Below are 15,527 nucleotides of genomic sequence, written 5' to 3' on the forward strand. Positions count from 1 at the left end.
GCGTTCGGGACAAAGCCTCGTTCGAGAGGAGCCGGTGAGCAAGAGTGACCGCCGACCCAGCACTGCGTCGAGAGATCCCCGACGCAACCGTCGCGCGGCTTCCCGAGTACCTCCGAACGCTCTCCCGCCTCGCTGAGGACGGCGTCCTCTCGGTCTCGTCCGAGGAGCTCGCGGCCGAAGTCGGAGTGCGCTCCGCGCAGCTTCGCAAGGACCTCAGCCACCTCGGCTCCTACGGCGTACGCGGCGTGGGCTACGACGTCGAGACGCTCGCTCTCGAGATCTCCCGCGCCCTCGGCCTGACCGAGGACTGGCCCGTGGCCATCGTCGGCATGGGCAACCTCGGACACGCGCTCGCCTCCTACTCCGGTTTCGTCACGAAGGGGTTCCGGATCGTCGGGCTCTACGACGACGACCCCGCGCTCGCCGACGAGCGCATCGTCGGCGTGCCGATCCGCCCGCTCGCCGAGCTCACCGCGCACCACGCCGTGGACCCGATCGCCATCGGTGTCATCGCGACGCCCGCGCCCGCCGCCCAGGCCGTGTGCGACGCCCTCGTCGGCGCCGGCATCAGCTCGATCCTCAACTTCGCCCCTGCCGTGCTGTCCGTGCCGAGCGGCGTGGACGTACGCCGTGTCGACCTCTCGACGGAGCTGCAGATCCTCGCCTTCCACGCCCAGCGCAAGTCCCTCGCCGCGGGCGACCTCCGGTCGGCGGTGGTGGCCCAGTGAACCTGCTCGTCATCGGACTGTCCCACCACACGGCACCCCTGTCGGTGCTCGAGGCGCTGTCCGAGCGCCCAGACCGAGCCGAGGCCATCTCGGCCTCGGTCCTCGGGTCGGCCACGGCCACCGAAGCGGTCGTGCTCTCGACGTGCAACCGCCTCGAGGTGTACGCGTCGGTGCCGGCCTTCCACCCCGCCGTCGCCGCGATCGGCGAGGCGCTCGCGCTCGCGGCCGGCATCGAGGAGCCGTCGCGAACCCGTCGGCCCGCCGAGCTGACGCCGGGCGCACCGGCGGATGCGTTCGCCGCCCGTGCCGAGGCGCTCGCCGACCACCTCTACGTCCGCTACGACGACGCGGCCGTCGCCCACGCCTTCACCGTGGCCTGCGGGCTCGACTCGATGGCCGTCGGTGAGGCCCAGATCCTCGGTCAGATGCGTGACGCGCTCGCCGGAGCCCAGGGCCGGGGACAGGTGGGGGAGTCGCTCAACGCGCTCTTCCAGGGTGCCCTCCGTGTCGGCAAGCGCGCCCACGCCGAGACCGACATCGACCAGCACAGCGTCTCGCTCGTGCAGATCGCTCTCGAGGAGGCGGCCTCCGTCCTCGGACCGCTCGACGGCGTCTCCACCGCGGTGGTCGGAGCCGGGGGGATGAGTGGCCTGGCCGCCGCGACCGCCCGCCGCCAGGGCGTCGAGTCCCTCACCATCGTCAACCGCACCCCCGAGCGCGCCGAGCGCCTCGCCGCCGCGACGTCCGGAGTGGCCCGGTCGTGGTCCGAGCTGCCCGACGTGCTCGCTGCGAGCGACCTCGTGATCACCTGCACCGGGGCGGTCGGCCACGTCATCAACGCCGACATGCTCACCGAGAGCGCAGCCCGTCGCGACGGTCGCCCGCAGGTCGTCGTCGACCTCGCGCTCCCGCGCGACGTCGAGCCCGTGGACTCCTGGCCGCACGCCGTGCCGGCTGTCACCCTCGTCGACCTCCAGGCCCTGGGACTCCTCCTCGAGGGGCGTGCCGACACGACGCAGGTCGTGCGGGTCCGTGAGCTCGTCACGGGCGAGGTGGCCGACTACCTGACGCGCCGCATGGAGAAGTCCGTGGCCCCCACCGTGGCCGCGCTGCGCGAGCGGGCCGCCACTCTCGTCGCGACCGAGATGGACCGGCTCGACCAACGGCTCCCGGGACTCGACGAGGCGACGAGGGCCGAGGTCGGCCTCGCCGTGCACCGCATCGTCGAGAAGCTGCTCCACACGCCGACCATGCGGGTCAAGGAGTTCGCCATGGAGGGGAGCGGGGACGACTACGCCGCAGCCCTTCGCGAGCTCTTCGACCTCGAGCCCAAGGACGTCGCCAACGTGTCCACGCCCCCCAAGCGGGCCCAGACATGAGCGCCCTGCGCCTCGGCACGCGCCGTTCGGCCCTCGCGACCACCCAGTCCCGCTGGGTGGCCGACCGCCTGCGCGAGGCCGGCCACGAGGTCGAGCTCGTCGAGATCACGACCGAGGGCGACGTGTCCGGTGAGCTGCTCACCGCCATCGGAGGCACCGGCGTCTTCGCCGCAGCCATCCGCCGTGCCCTCCTCGAGGGCCGCATCGACGTCGCCGTGCACTCGCTCAAGGACCTGCCGACGACGCCCGAGCCGGGGCTCGTGGTCGCCGCCGTGCCGGTGCGCGAGGACAGCCGCGACGTGCTCGTGGCTCGCGACGGCCTCACGCTCGGCGAGCTGCCCGCGGGTTCTGTCGTCGGCACCGGCTCGCCGCGTCGCACGGCCCAGCTCGCAGCGCTCGGGCTCGGCATCGAGATTCGTCCGATCCGCGGAAACGTCGACACGAGAATCGGATTCGTCTCCACTGGTGCACTCGACGCCGTCGTGCTGGCCCGGGCGGGTCTCGCTCGCCTCGGACGTCTCGACGAGGCCACCGAGGTGATCGACCCCATCCAGGTGCTCCCCGCCCCCGGGCAGGGCGCCCTGGCCGTCGAGTGCCGGTCCGACCGCGACGACGTCGTGGCCGCGGTCTCGGTGCTCGACGACCCCGACACCCGCGCCTGCGTCGTCGCCGAGCGCTCCCTTCTTGCCGCGCTCGAGGCCGGGTGCACCGCCCCCGTCGGGGCGCTCGCCGAGGTCGTCGAGGGCGACGACGGCCTCGAGCTGTCGCTGCGTGCCTTCGCCGGCACCGAGGACGGCTCCGTCGAGCTGCGTCGCTCCCTCGTCGGCCCCTACTGCGAGCCGGAGGTCCTCGGCTCGCGTCTCGCCCGAATCCTGCTGGAGGACGGCGCCGCCGACATCCAGATCGCCACCACGTCAGCTGGACCTGCCCCAGACCACGCCCCACACCAACCGGAGCAAGTTTCGTGACTCCTTCCCGCCAGCCGTCCGAGCAGACGGACCCGACTCCCACCCACGCGACGACGCCAGCGCGGGTCGCCTTCGTCGGCTCCGGCCCGGGCGACCCCGGCCTGATGACCCTGCGCGGTCGCGACCTGCTCGCCGCCGCTGACGTCGTGGTCCTCGACCGCATCGCCCGTGACGACGTCGTGCTCGAGCACGCCCGACCCGACGTCGAGATCATCGACGCGGGCCACGGCGAGCAGGGCCAGGAGCTCACCCACGCGGTGCGCGCCAAGCTCGTCGTCAAGGCGGCGAAGTCCGTGGCCCCCGGGGGCCTCGTCGTCCGTCTCATGGACGGCGACCCCGCAACCTTCAACGGCCTCGTCGAGGAGGTGCGCGCCTGCCGCAAGGCCGGCATCACCTACGACGTCGTGCCGGGAGTCTCGGCCCTCACCGCCGGGCCCACGTATGCCGGGGTCCCCCTGACGTCGAAGTCCACCGGGGCCGTCCACGTCGTCGGCGTCGAGCGTACGGGCATCGACTACTCCGCCTACGCGGCCGACACGGACACGCTCGTGCTACTCGGCGGCACCGAGGGCATCCGGAACGCGCTCGCCGCACTTCGCGCTGCCGGCCGGCCCGCGGACTCGCTCGTGGCGTTGACGGCCCACGGCACCACGGTGCGCCAGTCGTCCGTCGCCACGACCCTGGGCGAGGCCGACGCCGTCTTCGCCGGCAAGGAGCCGCTCGCGGTCACGCTCGCCGTCGTGTCGCCCACCGTCGCCCTGCGTGACGAGTTCGCCTGGTTCGAGTCCAAGCCGCTCTTCGGGTGGAAGGTCCTCGTCCCGCGCACCCAGGCCCAGGCCGGCTCGATGGTCGAGCGCCTCGCCGGCTACGGCGCGACAGCGGACGTCGTACCCACCATCTCGGTCGAGCCGCCGCGCACGCCGCAGCAGATGGAGAAGGCCGTCAAGGGCCTCGTCACCGGCCGCTACGAGTGGATCGGCTTCACGTCGGTCAACGCCGTGCGCGCCGTGCGGGAGCGCTTCGAGGAGTTCGGCCTCGACGCCCGCGCCTTCGCCGGCCTCAAGGTCGCCGCCGTCGGCGGCGTCACCGCGTCCGCCCTCCGTGAGTGGGGGATCAACCCCGACCTCGTCCCCGCGGGCGAGCAGTCGGCGGCCGGCCTGCTCGAGTCGTGGCCCGAGTTCGACGAGACCCTCGACCCGATCAACCGGGTCCTGCTGCCCCGCGCCGACATCGCGACCGAGACCCTCGTCGCCGGTCTGCGCGACATGGGCTGGGAGGTCGACGACGTCACCGCCTACCGCACCGTGCGCGCCGCCCCGCCGGCCGCGCACATCCGCGACGCCATCAAGGGCGGCGACTACGACGCGGTGCTCTTCACGTCGAGCTCGACGGTGCGCAACCTGGTCGGCATCGCCGGAAAGCCTCACGCCGCAACGGTCGTCGCCTGCATCGGACCGGCCACGGCCAAGACGGCGCAGGAGCACGGCCTCCGGGTCGACGTCCTCGCGCCGGAGGCGTCGGCCCTCAGCCTCGTCGACGCGCTCGCAGGGCACGGTGTCGGCCTCGCCGTCGCCGCGGCCGAGGCGGGCCAGCCGGTGCAGCGTCCCAGCGACAAGCGTCCCGCGTCGCGACGCCGCGCCCGCTGAAAGGGGGCGCCCCGATGATCGAGCGTCCTCGCCGCCTGCGGCAGAACCCCGTCCTGCGGTCCCTGGTCGCGGAGACCCGGCTGCACCCGCGCGACCTCGTGCTGCCCGTCTTCGTCGCCGAGGGCATCACCGAGCCGCGGCCGATCGCGAGCATGCCGGGCGTGGAGCACCACACCCTCGAGAGTGTCGTCGAGGTGGCCCACCGCTGTGTCGCTGCGGGGTTGGGCGGGATCATGCTCTTCGGCGTTCCCCAGCACAAGGACGCCACGGGCTCGGGCGCGGTCGACCCCGACGGCATCCTCAACGTCGCGCTGCGCGCGGTTCGTGAGGCGGTCGGTGACGACCTCGTCGTCATGGCCGACACGTGCCTCGACGAGTTCACCGACCACGGCCACTGCGGGGTCATCGACGAGCGCGGTCGTGTCGACAACGACGCCACCAACCTCCTCTACGCCGAGATGGCCTGCGCCCAGGCACGCGCCGGCGCCCACGTCGTCGCGCCCTCCGGGATGATGGACGGCCAGGTCGCCGTCATCCGCGAGGCGCTCGACGCCGAGGGTCTGACCGACACCGTGATCCTCGCGTATGCCGCCAAGTACGCCTCCGCGTTCTACGGCCCCTTCCGCGACGCCGTGCAGTCGAGCCTGCAGGGAGACCGCCGCACGTACCAGCAGGACGCGGCCAACATCGTCGAGTCGCTCCGCGAGATCGACCTCGACATCGCCGAGGGCGCCGACATGGTCATGGTCAAGCCCGCGATGTCCTACCTCGACGTCGTCGCGGCCGCAGCCGAGCGCTCGTCGGTGCCGGTCGCGGCGTACCAGGTGTCGGGGGAGTACTCCATGATCCAGGCGGCGGCCGCGAACGGCTGGATCGACCTGCGAACGGCGGCGATCGAGTCGCTGACGTCGATCCGTCGGGCCGGTGCCCAGATCGTGCTCACCTACTTCGCTCTCGACGTGCCCGAGTGGACCGCGTGACACCACTACCATCTGTGGAGTCACAGGAGGTCGACATGTCAGGTGCAGGGGACGACGGCGTGCGGTGGCTGAGCCACTCGGAGCAGACCTCGTGGCGCGCCATCCTGCGTGGGACGCGGCTGCTCGAGCGCGCACTCGACGACGCGCTCGGTGACGCCGGTCTGCAGCTGAGCGAGTACGAGATCATCTCGATGCTCTCCGAGAGCCCCCACCACCGGTTGCGGATGTCCGAGCTCGCCTCCATGGTCGTCCAGTCACGCAGTCGTCTGACGCACACCGCCAAGCGCCTCGAGGACCGTGGCTGGGTCACCCGCGAGCAGTGCTCCGACGACAAGCGCGGGGTCGAGCTCGTCCTGACGACGGGCGGCCTGGGTGCCGTCCGCGACATCGCCCGGGTCCACGTGCAGAGCGTCCGCGACAACCTGGTCGACATCATGACCCCGGCGCAGTTCACCGCGATCGGCGATGCCATGGCGATCGTGCGGGACCACCTCGACCCCAACGGGAGCACCGACCGCTGACGACCCGGCAGCACGGACGCCGGGCGACGGTTGAGAGACTGGGGGCATGAGCTCGCAGCCCGTCCCCGTCCAGACCGCCTCCGACGCCCCCGCGTCCGCAGCGCTGCTCGCGCGAGCGAGCGTCGTGATCCCCGGTGGGGTCAACTCCCCGGTGCGCGCCTTCCGCGCCGTCGGCGGCACGCCGCGCTTCATGGCGAGCGGCGCGGGACCGTGGCTCACCGACGCCGACGGCAAGCGCTACGTGGACCTCATCTGCTCCTGGGGCCCGATGATCCTCGGTCACGCCCACCCTGAGGTCCTGGCGGCCGTCAACGAGGCCGCCGCGCGCGGTTTCTCGTTCGGCACGCCGAGTGAGAACGAGGTGCGCCTGGCCGAGGAGATCGTCGCCCGTGTCGAGCCGGTCGAGCAGGTGCGCCTCGTCAACTCGGGCACCGAGGCGACGATGTCGGCCATCCGGCTCGCGCGCGGTTTCACGGGGCGCGACGTCATCGTGAAGTTCGCCGGCTGCTACCACGGCCACGTCGACGCGCTGCTGGCCTCGGCCGGCTCCGGGATCGCGACGTTCGCCCTCCCCGACTCGGCCGGGGTACCGCGTTCGAGCGCCGGCGAGACGATCGTCCTGCCCTACAACGACCTCCCCGCGCTCGAGGCCGTGTTCGCCGAGCGCGGGCACGAGATCGCCGCCGTCATCACCGAGGCAGCGGCCGGCAACATGGGCGTCGTCCCGCCGGCGCCCGGCTTCACCGAGGGCCTGCTGCGCGTCACCAGGGCCCACGGCGCCCTGCTCGTGTCGGACGAGGTGATGACCGGCTTCCGCTGCAGCGCCTCCGGCTTCTACGGCCTCGAGGGGCCGTATGCCGCGGGCGCGCCCGACCTCTTCACCTTCGGCAAGGTCATGGGCGGCGGCTTCCCGACCGCCGCCTTCGGCGGCCGCGCCGACGTCATGGCGCTGCTCGCGCCGCAGGGGCCCGTCTACCAGGCCGGGACCCTGTCCGGTAACCCCGTCGCCTCGGCCGCCGGCCTCGCGACGCTGCAGGGCTGCACGCCCGCGGTGTACGACCGCCTCGACGTCGTCTCGCGCGCCATCGCCGGCGCCGTCGCGAGCGAGCTGAGCGCCGCCTCGGTGCCGCACACGATCCAGTGGGCCGGCTCGATGTTCTCCGTCTTCTTCCGCGACGGCGCCGTCACGAGCTACGACGACGCCAAGGACCAGGACACCGGTGCCTTCCGCCGGTTCTTCCACTCGATGCTGAGCCAGGGCGTGCACCTGCCGCCGAGCGCCTTCGAGTCGTGGTTCGTCTCGGCCGCGCACGACGACGAGGCCGTCGACCACGTGCTCGCGGCGCTGCCGGCCGCGGCCCGCGCCGCCGCCACGCCCGACTGACGGCACGCCCGACTGACGGCACGCCCGACTGTCGGCACGAGCGAGCGGAGCCGGCCACACGGCATACGCGCCCAGGCGGCCCGGGGCATTGTGGTGGGCGGCCGGGGTGGAGGACGCTGGTCGGTGACGGCGGCGCCGTCCGGGCGTCGCCCCGACCGAGGGAGGTGGGGTCGTGCACGCACGCTCCACGACGGTCATGGGCCGTCCCGACATGATCGAGACCGGCATCACGCACGTGCAGGACGTGGTGATGCCGCAGGTCAGGGCGATGGACGGCTGTGTCGGCCTGTCGATGGTCGCCGACCGCGCCAGCGGCCGGTGCATCGTCACGACGGCCTGGCGCGACGAGGCGGCGATGCGGGCCACGGCCGACAGCGTCACCCCCCTGCGGCAGCAGGCGGCCGAGCTCCTCGGCGGTGAGGCCACGGTCGACGAGTGGGAGATCGCCTACCTCCACCGCGACCACCGCGTCGCGGACGGCTGCTCGGCCCGAGTGACGTGGGCCGAGGGGGACCCGTCGAAGATCGACTCCATCCTCGACGCCTTCCGGATGGGGATCATGCCGCGGGTCGAGCAGCTCGAAGGCTTCTGCAGCGCAAGCCTGTTCGTGGACCGGATGTCCGGTAGGTGCTGTGTGACGGCGACGTACGACTCGCCCGAGGCGATGGTGGCGACCCGCGACGCGGCGATGGGGCTGCGGGCGGACCTCGTGCAGGACACCGGCATGAGGATCACCGAGATCGGCGAGTTCACCCTCGCCATCGCCCACCTGGACGCGCCCGAGCTCGTCTGAGCCCGCTGCGCCTCTAGTGGACGGCGGCGAGCAGCACGCCGACGCCCACGAAGAGTCCGCCGAAGACGCGGTTCAGGGCGCGCTGGCCCGACTCTCGCTGGGTCAGCCGCCCGAGCCCGCGTGCCGCCGCGGCGAAGAAGAACCACATGACGACGACGTCGATGGCGACGATCGTCGCGGCGAGCACGGCGTACTGCGCGACCAGCGGCCGGTCCGGGCGGACGAACTGCGGTGTGAAGGCCAGGAAGAAGACGACAGCCTTGGGGTTGGTGAGGTTGACGAGGAGGCCCCGGCGGAACATCGACGACGCCGGTTCGCGATCCACCTTCCCGACCCGGGCAACGGCTGCACGCGAGCGGAACTGCCGCACCCCGAGGTAGACGAGGTAGGCGGCCCCGGCATACCGGATGACGTCGAAGAGCACGGGGGAGCCCGCGACGAGGACGCCGACCCCGGCGGCCACGACGACGATGTGGGCGAGCAGCGCCACCTGCTGGCCCAGGATGCCCCAGATCGAGCGGGTCCAGCCGGACCCCAGCGAGTTGGCCATCGTGTTGACGGCACCGGCCCCGGGGGTGAGGGAGATGAGCACGCCCGCCCCGACGAGCGCCAGCCAGACAGACCACGACACGTCGTGGAGTGTAGGCGGGGCAGTCAGGTCGCCGCCCGGTGTTCCACTGGCGTTGCAGCACGTCACAGGGGGTGCACAGGCTCGGACGCGGATTCGGTCCTGAGCAGGACGTTTGAGAGACTGTCGTCCATGGGTCAGAGCACGAGCGGGGAGTCGGCGAGCTCCGGCGACCTCACGGTCGTGCACCTCATGCGACACGGTGAGGTCCACAACCCCGAGGGCGTGCTCTACGGCCGCCTCGACGGCTTCCACCTGTCCGAGCTCGGCCGCGAGATGGCGCGACTCGTCGCAGCCCACCTCGAGACCAACGACATCACCCACGTCGTCGCCTCGCCGCTCGAGCGGGCCCGGGAGACGGCGGCCCCGATCGCGACCGGCCATGACCTGCAGGTCGCCACGGACGTGCGCGTCATCGAGTCGGAGAACGAGTTCGAGGGTCGCAGCGTCAGCCTGAGCGACCTGATGCACCCGCGCAACTGGCACCTCTTCACGGACTTCACGAAGCCGTCATGGGGCGAGCCCTACGAGGACATCGCCACCCGCATGCTGGCGGCGATCGCCGACGCCCGCGACGCCGCCCGCGGCCACGAGGCCGTCGTCGTCAGCCACCAGCTCCCGGTCTGGACGGTCCGCAACAAGCTCGAGGGCCGACGCCTGTGGCACGACCCCCGCAAGCGCGAGTGCACCCTCGCGTCGCTCACCTCCCTGACCTACCACGGTGACGAGCTCGCCTCGATCACCTACTCCGAACCGGCCGCCGAGCTGCTCGCGAGGGCGAGCAAGAGCGTGGGCGCCTGATGGACCACCTCGACCGACGCACCGCGCTGCGGTGGGCCGCCGTCGCCATGGCCGGAGGCATCGCCACCTTCGCTGCCGGCTGCTCGACCGACCCGAACTCCGTTGCGGACCAAGCCCGCTCGGGTGACCGCAAGGGTTACGTCGCCGGCGACGGCTCCATCGAGCAGCTGCCCGTCACCGATCGTGGCGAGCCCGTCAAGCTCGAGGGCACGACCCTCGACGGCAAGCCGTGGAGCAACGCCGAGCGCGTCGGCACCGTCCTCGTCGTCAACGTGTGGGGCTCCTGGTGCCCGCCGTGCATCGAGGAGACACCCGCGCTGCAGAAGGCGTGGGAGAGCGTGCAGGCCAAGGGCAAGAAGGTCGAGTTCCTCGGCCTCGACAAGCTCGAGAGCCCGGACACCGGCCGCGCGTTCCTCACCGCCAACAAGGTCACCTACCCCTCGCTCGCCTACGACGGCGGCGTGCCGATCCTCTCGCTCCAGGGCAAGGCATCGGCCACCCCGACGACCCTCGTCCTCGACCACGAGGCCCGCATCGCGGCCCGGGTCTCCGGCCCGGTCTCCACCTCGACGCTGCTCGGGCTCATCGACGACGTCCTCGCCGAGAAGGCCTGAGACCGGCGTGGATACCGAGCTCGCCACCGGTTCGCTCCTCGTGGCAGCGCTCGTCGCCCTCGTGGCCGGGTTCGTCTCGTTCGCCTCTCCGTGCGTGCTGCCGCTGGTCCCGGGCTTCCTCGGCTACGTCACCGGCCTGTCCGACGTGTCGCTCGAGAAGCGGTCACGGGGGCGGCTCGTGCTCGGGGCGCTGCTCTTCGTCCTCGGCTTCACCGTCGTCTTCCTCGTCGCCGCAGCCGCCGTCTCGGCCGTCGGGCTCGCCTTCCGTGAGCACCAGAGCGCGCTGCTGCGCCTCGGCGGCGCCGTCGTCCTCGTCATGGGACTGCTCTTCCTCGGGGTCGGGCGGTCGTATGCCGTCCCCGTCAGCTGGCGCCCGCGCGCCGGTCTCGCGGGCGCACCCCTGCTCGGCGCCGCGTTCGCGATCGGGTGGTCCCCGTGCATGGGTCCGACGCTCGGGGCGATCCAGGCCATGGCCGCGCCGATCTCGGCGGAGTCGGGCTCCATCGGGCGGGGCCTCGCGCTCGCCGCCGTCTACTCGATCGGGCTGGGCCTGCCCTTCGTCCTCATGGCCGCCCTGTGGGAGCGCGCCGGCACCGCGAGCGACTGGCTGCGCCGTCACCACAGGGCGCTGCAGAACGTCGGAGGACTGCTCCTCGTCGCGGTGGGGCTGCTCATGCTGACCGGGGTCTGGGAGGACGTCATCGTCTGGCTCCAGGTGCGACTCGTCAACGGCTTCCAGGTGGCGATCTGACATGAGCACCGACACGAACCCGGCCACCGACCCGGCCACCGACCCGGCCACCGACCCGGCCACCGACCCGGCCACCGAGCAGGGCTCGAAGGACGGGGCGCGCACCCAGGGAGCCCAGCGACTACGCAACGGGATGCGGCCCGACCGTCAGGAGCCGACGCTGCCGACCCTCGGCGTCTTCGGGATGCTCCGTTGGGGCTGGCGCCAGCTGACGAGCATGCGGACGGCGCTCTTCCTGCTCCTGATGCTCTCGATCGCCGCCGTGCCGGGCTCGATCTTCCCGCAGCGCAACATCGACGCCGGCCGGGTCGCCGACTACATCGCGCAGAACCCCAAGACGTCGCCGTGGCTCGACCGGCTCGGCTTCTTCGACGTCTACGCGTCCCCGTGGTTCTCGGCGATCTACCTGTTGCTCTTCATCTCCCTCGTCGGTTGCATCGTGCCCCGCACCAAGGTGCACCTGTCGGCCCTGCGCTCGACCCCGCCGCGCGCCCCCGCCCGGCTGAAGCGGCTCGACGAGCACACGGAGCTCACGACCGCCCTGTCGCCTGACGAGGCCCTCGATGCAGCGCGGAAGGTCCTGAAGCGCAAACGGTTCCGTGTGCACTCACACGACGGCACGAGCATCTCCGCGGAGTCCGGCTACCTCCGCGAGACCGGCAACCTGCTCTTCCATCTCGCGCTCACGGGGATCATCATCGGCATGGCCGTCGGTCACCTGTTCGGCTGGCGCGGCGACGTCATCCTCGCCGAGGGCGACAAGTTCGCGTCGTCGGCGGGCACCTACAACACGATCTCGCCGGGGCCCTGGGTCGACACGGAGACGTTGCCGCCCTTCGTCCTGTCGCTCGACAAGCTCCACGTCGAGTTCAACGACACCCCTGGGCGCAACTTCGGCAAGCCGCGCTTCTTCGACGCCCAGACGACCCTGCGCAGCTCGCCCGGCGCGCCGGCGACGAGCGAGAGCGTCTCGGTCAACCACCCGATCACCGTCGACGGCGCCGACATCTTCCTGCTCGGCAACGGCTACACCCCGGTCATCACGGTGCGTGACGCGAAGGGCGCCGTCCTCTACCGCGAGGCGACGCCGTTCCTCCCGCAGGATCCGAACTACCGGTCCGTCGGCGTCATCAAGGTGCCGTCGGCGTCGCCCAAGCAGCTCGGCTTCACCGGCTTCTTCCTCCCGACGGCCGAGCCGACCTTCACCAACGGCCCCGTCTCGCTCTTCCCCGATGCGAACAACCCGGAGATCGCGATGTCGCTGTGGGAGGGCAACCTCTTCCCCGGTGGTGCACCCCAGTCGGTCTACACGCTCAACACCGAGCAGATGAAGCAGGTGCTGCAGCCGGGCGGCTCGCCGGCCCTGTTCCGCCTCAAGCCCGGACAGACCAAGCAGCTGCCCGGCGGCCGCGGCTCGATCACGTTCGACAGCGTCAAGCGGTTCGCGGGCCTGTCGGTGCGCACCGACCCGGGTGCCCCGATCAGTCTCGTCAGTGCCATTCTCGCCACCCTCGGCCTCATCCTCGGGCTCACCATCAAGCGCCGCCGCGTCTTCGTCCGCGTCCGCCCGGCCCCGGTGGGCGCCGGTGGCGAGCCCGACGCCGGGGGCACGTTCGACAGCCCTCCCGGCGCCGACGGACGACCGGCTACCGTGGTGACCATCGGTGGCCTCTCGAAGGACTCCGACCCCGGGCTCGCCGCGATCGTCACCGCGATCACGACCGGCGTGCACGACCGCCTTGCAGAACGGACCGACCGCTCGTGAACCTCGCAGCCAACGCCAACGCCGCGCTCTACGCGTCGATGATCGTCTATACCCTCGCCATGCTCGCCTTCACCTGGCACCTGGCGGCGCGCGCCCCCAAGGCGGTCGACTCCGAGGTCGCCGCCGTCCCGGCCGACCAGCGCGCGGGCGTCCTCGTCGGGGCGGGGGCGCCGACGACGACCGAACGTCCTCGGGCGGCGCACGATGCCGCTGGGCCGGCTGTCGAGGAGAGCCTGAAGAGCCGCCAGCGCGGCAGCATCGCGTTGATGCTGACCTACCTCGCGTCGGCGCTGCTCGTCGCGTCGGTCCTCATGCGCGGGCTGGCGGTGGGTCGCCCCCCGTGGGGCAACATGTTCGAGTTCGCGACCGCCGCGGCAGCCGCCGTCGGTGCGGCCTACAGCGTGCTGGCCAAGCGCAACCGCTGGCAGTGGCTCGGCGTCTTCATCGTCGCCCCGATCCTGCTCGTGCTCGGCCTCGCGCTGACGGTCCTCTACACCGAGGCCGGCGAGCTCATGCCGGCCCTGAAGTCCTACTGGCTCGCCATCCACGTGACGGTGGCCTTCCTCGCCGTCGCCTTCTTCACGCTCGCGTTCGCGGTCGGCGTGCTCTACCTCGTGCGCCTGCGCCGCGAGGAGAAGCCCCCGGCCAAGGCCAGCTTCATCGAGTCGCTGCCGAGCTCGACCTCACTCGAGCACACGGCATACAGCCTCAACATGGTGGCCTTCATCCTCTGGACGTTCACGCTCATCGCGGGAGCCATCTGGGCCAAGCAGGCCTGGGGCGCCTACTGGCAGTGGGACCCCAAGGAGGTGTGGACCTTCGTCATCTGGACGGTCTACGCCGCCTACATGCACAGCCGCGCGACGGCCGGCGTCGACCACCGCAGGTCGATGTACATCGCGCTCGCGGGCTACGTCGCCGTCCTCATCAACTTCACGCTGGTCAACCTCGTGTCGACCTTCGTGGGCATGCACAACTACTCAGGCATGTGATCTGACATGGTCCGCTACTCCCTGCTCCGCATCCTGATCTTCTTCGGGTTCCTCTTCCTCTTCTGGCTCATCGGCCTGCGCAACAACCCGGTGCTCCTGCTCGGGGCGTCGGCCATCGCGTCGGCCGCTGCGTCCTACATCCTGCTGCGCGGCATGCGCGACGAGATCACGGCCAAGCTCGTCGACCGGCACGAGGCCAAGCTCGTGGCGAAGCAGGAGGTCGACCCGACGAGCGACGAGTTTGCCGAGGACGCCGAGGACGAGCGCCCGACGCGCGACGCGGACGCCACGGGAGCGGCAGCCGCCGAGGACCCCCGCAAGGCCGACCACTAGGCCGACCACTAGGCCGGCAGGCCGCTCCGGATGGCGATGCGAGTCGCCGTCGCGGTGGCGTCGTCGCCGACACCGAAGAGCAGTGACGAGCGGCGCCGACGCAGGAAGTGGACGCCGACGAAGTGCAGGTCGGGTGCCACCACGCTCTCGCCGTCGACGTGCACCGGGAAGCCCTGCTCGTCGACGAGACCTGGGATGTCGATCCACTCGGTGTAGCGCGAGCGGAATCCGGTGGCCACGACGACGGCGCCGAAACCGCGCAGGTCCAGCGAGGTCGGCGCCGTCGTGTCGAGCCGTCCGGGCTCCGGGATGTCCGGGGCCGGCACCCCGACCCGTCGGCACACCGCCTCGATCGTGTCGCGCACGAACCGGAACCCGGCGTCTCCGGCGGCGATGACCTCCGGCAAGTCATGCGCGAATGTGGCGGTGTGCCCGTCGATCGCGACGAGGTGCCCCACGAGGCGCACGCCGAGTGCGGCCAGCGTCCGGTAGTGCAGGTCGTGGCCGCCGCCGGCGCCCGTGGCCTGGATGTTGGCCCCGTGCCGCGCCGCGGGGGCCGGGAGCTGGTCTGGGGTCTGCTCGTAGAACGTCGAGTCCAGCAGCCAATCGAAGAGGTCGCGGCCGCCGACCCGGCGCAGGAACCAGGGCGCCCGCCCGCACGCCATGACGACGTCGCGTCCCGTGAGCGCGAGCTCCTCGGCGATCTGGCAGGCGCTCTGCCCGCTGCCGACGACCAGCACCGCGCCGTCCCGCAGGGCCGCCGGGTTGCGGTAGCCGGACACGTCGACGTACGGCACGTCGGGCGAGAGACCCGCCACGGCGGCCGGCACGAGCGGCCGCTGGTAGGCGCCCGTGGCGACGACCACGATGCGGCTGCGGATCCCCTCGCCGTCGGTGCGCAGTTCGAACCCGCCGCCGGCATGCCGCCTCAGGCCGCGCACCGGCACGCCTTGGCGAACGCGGCCGAGCCGGCCGGCATACGCCTGGAGGTGTCCGGCCACCTCGGAGCCGGTCATGAAGCCGCCCGGGTCGTCGCCGTCGTAGGCGGCGCCCGGGAGTCGCACCGTGTGGTTGGGGCCGACGAGGGTGAAGCTGTCCCACCTCCCGAGCCACGACGAGCCCGGGACACTCGCCTCGAGGACGACGTGATCGACGCCGCGCATCCCGAGCTCGTGGCTCGTCGCGAGGCCGGCCTGACCGGCCCCGATGACGACGACGTCGATCTCCTCGACCACGCGTCCACG

The 15,527-nt window shown here is 72.0% G+C and carries 16 protein-coding genes; 14 read left to right on the plus strand and 2 right to left on the minus strand.

Going from position 1 to position 15,527, the window contains the following annotated elements; genetic code table 11:
- Nucleotides 1-44 precede the first annotated feature (44 nt).
- The 8 genes from AB4030_RS11070 to AB4030_RS11105 all read left to right on the plus strand — a co-directional run bounded on the left by AB4030_RS11070 (nucleotide 45) and on the right by AB4030_RS11105 (nucleotide 8,399).
- The gene (locus AB4030_RS11070; protein ID WP_442279273.1) at nucleotides 45-728 is read left to right on the plus strand and encodes a redox-sensing transcriptional repressor Rex; all 684 of its coding nucleotides are present in this window, start codon (nucleotides 45-47) and stop codon (nucleotides 726-728) included.
- Nucleotides 725-2,107, plus strand: coding sequence for a glutamyl-tRNA reductase (hemA, locus tag AB4030_RS11075; RefSeq protein WP_442279274.1), 1,383 nt, complete (start codon nucleotides 725-727; stop codon nucleotides 2,105-2,107). Before AB4030_RS11070 ends, hemA begins: the two co-directional genes overlap by 4 nt.
- Nucleotides 2,104-3,075, plus strand: coding sequence for a hydroxymethylbilane synthase (hemC, locus tag AB4030_RS11080; RefSeq protein WP_442279275.1), 972 nt, complete (start codon nucleotides 2,104-2,106; stop codon nucleotides 3,073-3,075). The genes hemA and hemC overlap by 4 nt, the downstream gene beginning before the upstream one ends.
- Nucleotides 3,072-4,721: a uroporphyrinogen-III synthase gene (locus AB4030_RS11085; protein ID WP_442279276.1), complete on the plus strand. Its 1,650-nt coding sequence runs from the start codon at nucleotides 3,072-3,074 to the stop codon at nucleotides 4,719-4,721. The genes hemC and AB4030_RS11085 overlap by 4 nt, the downstream gene beginning before the upstream one ends.
- A 14-nt stretch (nucleotides 4,722-4,735) precedes the next feature.
- Complete coding sequence (gene hemB, locus AB4030_RS11090; RefSeq protein ID WP_442279277.1) at nucleotides 4,736-5,701, plus strand: porphobilinogen synthase; 966 nt, start codon at nucleotides 4,736-4,738, stop codon at nucleotides 5,699-5,701.
- 35 nt (nucleotides 5,702-5,736) lie between these two features.
- Nucleotides 5,737-6,222 carry a MarR family winged helix-turn-helix transcriptional regulator gene (locus tag AB4030_RS11095; RefSeq protein ID WP_442279278.1) on the plus strand — a complete coding sequence of 162 codons (486 nt, stop codon included), beginning with the start codon at nucleotides 5,737-5,739 and terminating at the stop codon, nucleotides 6,220-6,222.
- Nucleotides 6,223-6,268: 46 nt separating this feature from the next.
- Nucleotides 6,269-7,606 carry a glutamate-1-semialdehyde 2,1-aminomutase gene (gene hemL / locus AB4030_RS11100; protein ID WP_442279279.1) on the plus strand — a complete coding sequence of 446 codons (1,338 nt, stop codon included), beginning with the start codon at nucleotides 6,269-6,271 and terminating at the stop codon, nucleotides 7,604-7,606.
- Nucleotides 7,607-7,778: 172 nt separating this feature from the next.
- Entirely contained in the window at nucleotides 7,779-8,399 is a 621-nt protein-coding gene (locus AB4030_RS11105) for a putative quinol monooxygenase (protein WP_442279280.1), read from the plus strand.
- Nucleotides 8,400-8,412: 13 nt separating this feature from the next.
- Here AB4030_RS11105 and AB4030_RS11110 read toward each other — a convergent pair whose 3' ends face one another.
- A complete protein-coding gene (locus tag AB4030_RS11110) occupies nucleotides 8,413-9,030 on the minus strand; it encodes a LysE family transporter (protein ID WP_442279281.1) in 618 nt (205 codons plus the stop codon).
- A 129-nt stretch (nucleotides 9,031-9,159) separates the two neighbouring features.
- Here AB4030_RS11110 and AB4030_RS11115 point away from each other — a divergent pair, with 129 nt between their 5' ends.
- Genes AB4030_RS11115 through AB4030_RS11140 form a run of 6 tightly spaced genes read left to right on the plus strand, consistent with a single transcriptional unit; the run spans nucleotide 9,160 to nucleotide 14,283 of the window.
- Entirely contained in the window at nucleotides 9,160-9,828 is a 669-nt protein-coding gene (locus tag AB4030_RS11115; RefSeq protein ID WP_442279282.1) for a histidine phosphatase family protein, read from the plus strand.
- Nucleotides 9,828-10,442 (plus strand): TlpA family protein disulfide reductase, encoded by a 615-nt coding sequence (locus AB4030_RS11120; RefSeq protein ID WP_442279283.1) that lies wholly within the window; start codon nucleotides 9,828-9,830, stop codon nucleotides 10,440-10,442. Before AB4030_RS11115 ends, AB4030_RS11120 begins: the two co-directional genes overlap by 1 nt.
- A gap of 7 nt (nucleotides 10,443-10,449) precedes the next feature.
- On the plus strand, nucleotides 10,450-11,193 hold the full coding sequence (locus tag AB4030_RS11125; RefSeq protein ID WP_442279284.1) for a cytochrome c biogenesis CcdA family protein: 744 nt from the start codon (nucleotides 10,450-10,452) through the stop codon (nucleotides 11,191-11,193).
- Between the two features lies 1 nt (nucleotide 11,194).
- Nucleotides 11,195-12,958, plus strand: coding sequence for a cytochrome c biogenesis protein ResB (resB, locus tag AB4030_RS11130; RefSeq protein WP_442279285.1), 1,764 nt, complete (start codon nucleotides 11,195-11,197; stop codon nucleotides 12,956-12,958).
- Complete coding sequence (ccsB, locus tag AB4030_RS11135; protein WP_442279286.1) at nucleotides 12,955-13,950, plus strand: c-type cytochrome biogenesis protein CcsB; 996 nt, start codon at nucleotides 12,955-12,957, stop codon at nucleotides 13,948-13,950. Before resB ends, ccsB begins: the two co-directional genes overlap by 4 nt.
- A gap of 6 nt (nucleotides 13,951-13,956) precedes the next feature.
- Nucleotides 13,957-14,283: a DUF4229 domain-containing protein gene (locus AB4030_RS11140; protein ID WP_442279287.1), complete on the plus strand. Its 327-nt coding sequence runs from the start codon at nucleotides 13,957-13,959 to the stop codon at nucleotides 14,281-14,283.
- Between the two features lie 8 nt (nucleotides 14,284-14,291).
- Here AB4030_RS11140 and AB4030_RS11145 read toward each other — a convergent pair whose 3' ends face one another.
- Nucleotides 14,292-15,518 carry a flavin-containing monooxygenase gene (locus AB4030_RS11145; RefSeq protein WP_442279288.1) on the minus strand — a complete coding sequence of 409 codons (1,227 nt, stop codon included), beginning with the start codon at nucleotides 15,516-15,518 and terminating at the stop codon, nucleotides 14,292-14,294.
- Nucleotides 15,519-15,527 lie beyond the last annotated feature (9 nt).

Source organism: Terrabacter sp. 2YAF2 (assembly GCF_052114705.1).
In the GTDB taxonomy this organism is placed as follows: Bacteria; Actinomycetota; Actinomycetes; order Actinomycetales; family Dermatophilaceae; genus Terrabacter.

Coding starts and splice junctions, on each gene's coding strand:
- hemC (WP_442279275.1), top strand. CDS start 2,104: ATGAGCGCCCTGCGCCTCGGCACGCGCCGTTCGGCCCTCGCGACCACC.
- hemB (WP_442279277.1), top strand. CDS start 4,736: ATGATCGAGCGTCCTCGCCGCCTGCGGCAGAACCCCGTCCTGCGGTCC.
- AB4030_RS11095 (WP_442279278.1), top strand. CDS start 5,737: ATGTCAGGTGCAGGGGACGACGGCGTGCGGTGGCTGAGCCACTCGGAG.
- hemL (WP_442279279.1), top strand. CDS start 6,269: ATGAGCTCGCAGCCCGTCCCCGTCCAGACCGCCTCCGACGCCCCCGCG.
- AB4030_RS11115 (WP_442279282.1), top strand. CDS start 9,160: ATGGGTCAGAGCACGAGCGGGGAGTCGGCGAGCTCCGGCGACCTCACG.
- AB4030_RS11120 (WP_442279283.1), top strand. CDS start 9,828: ATGGACCACCTCGACCGACGCACCGCGCTGCGGTGGGCCGCCGTCGCC.
- resB (WP_442279285.1), top strand. CDS start 11,195: ATGAGCACCGACACGAACCCGGCCACCGACCCGGCCACCGACCCGGCC.
- AB4030_RS11140 (WP_442279287.1), top strand. CDS start 13,957: ATGGTCCGCTACTCCCTGCTCCGCATCCTGATCTTCTTCGGGTTCCTC.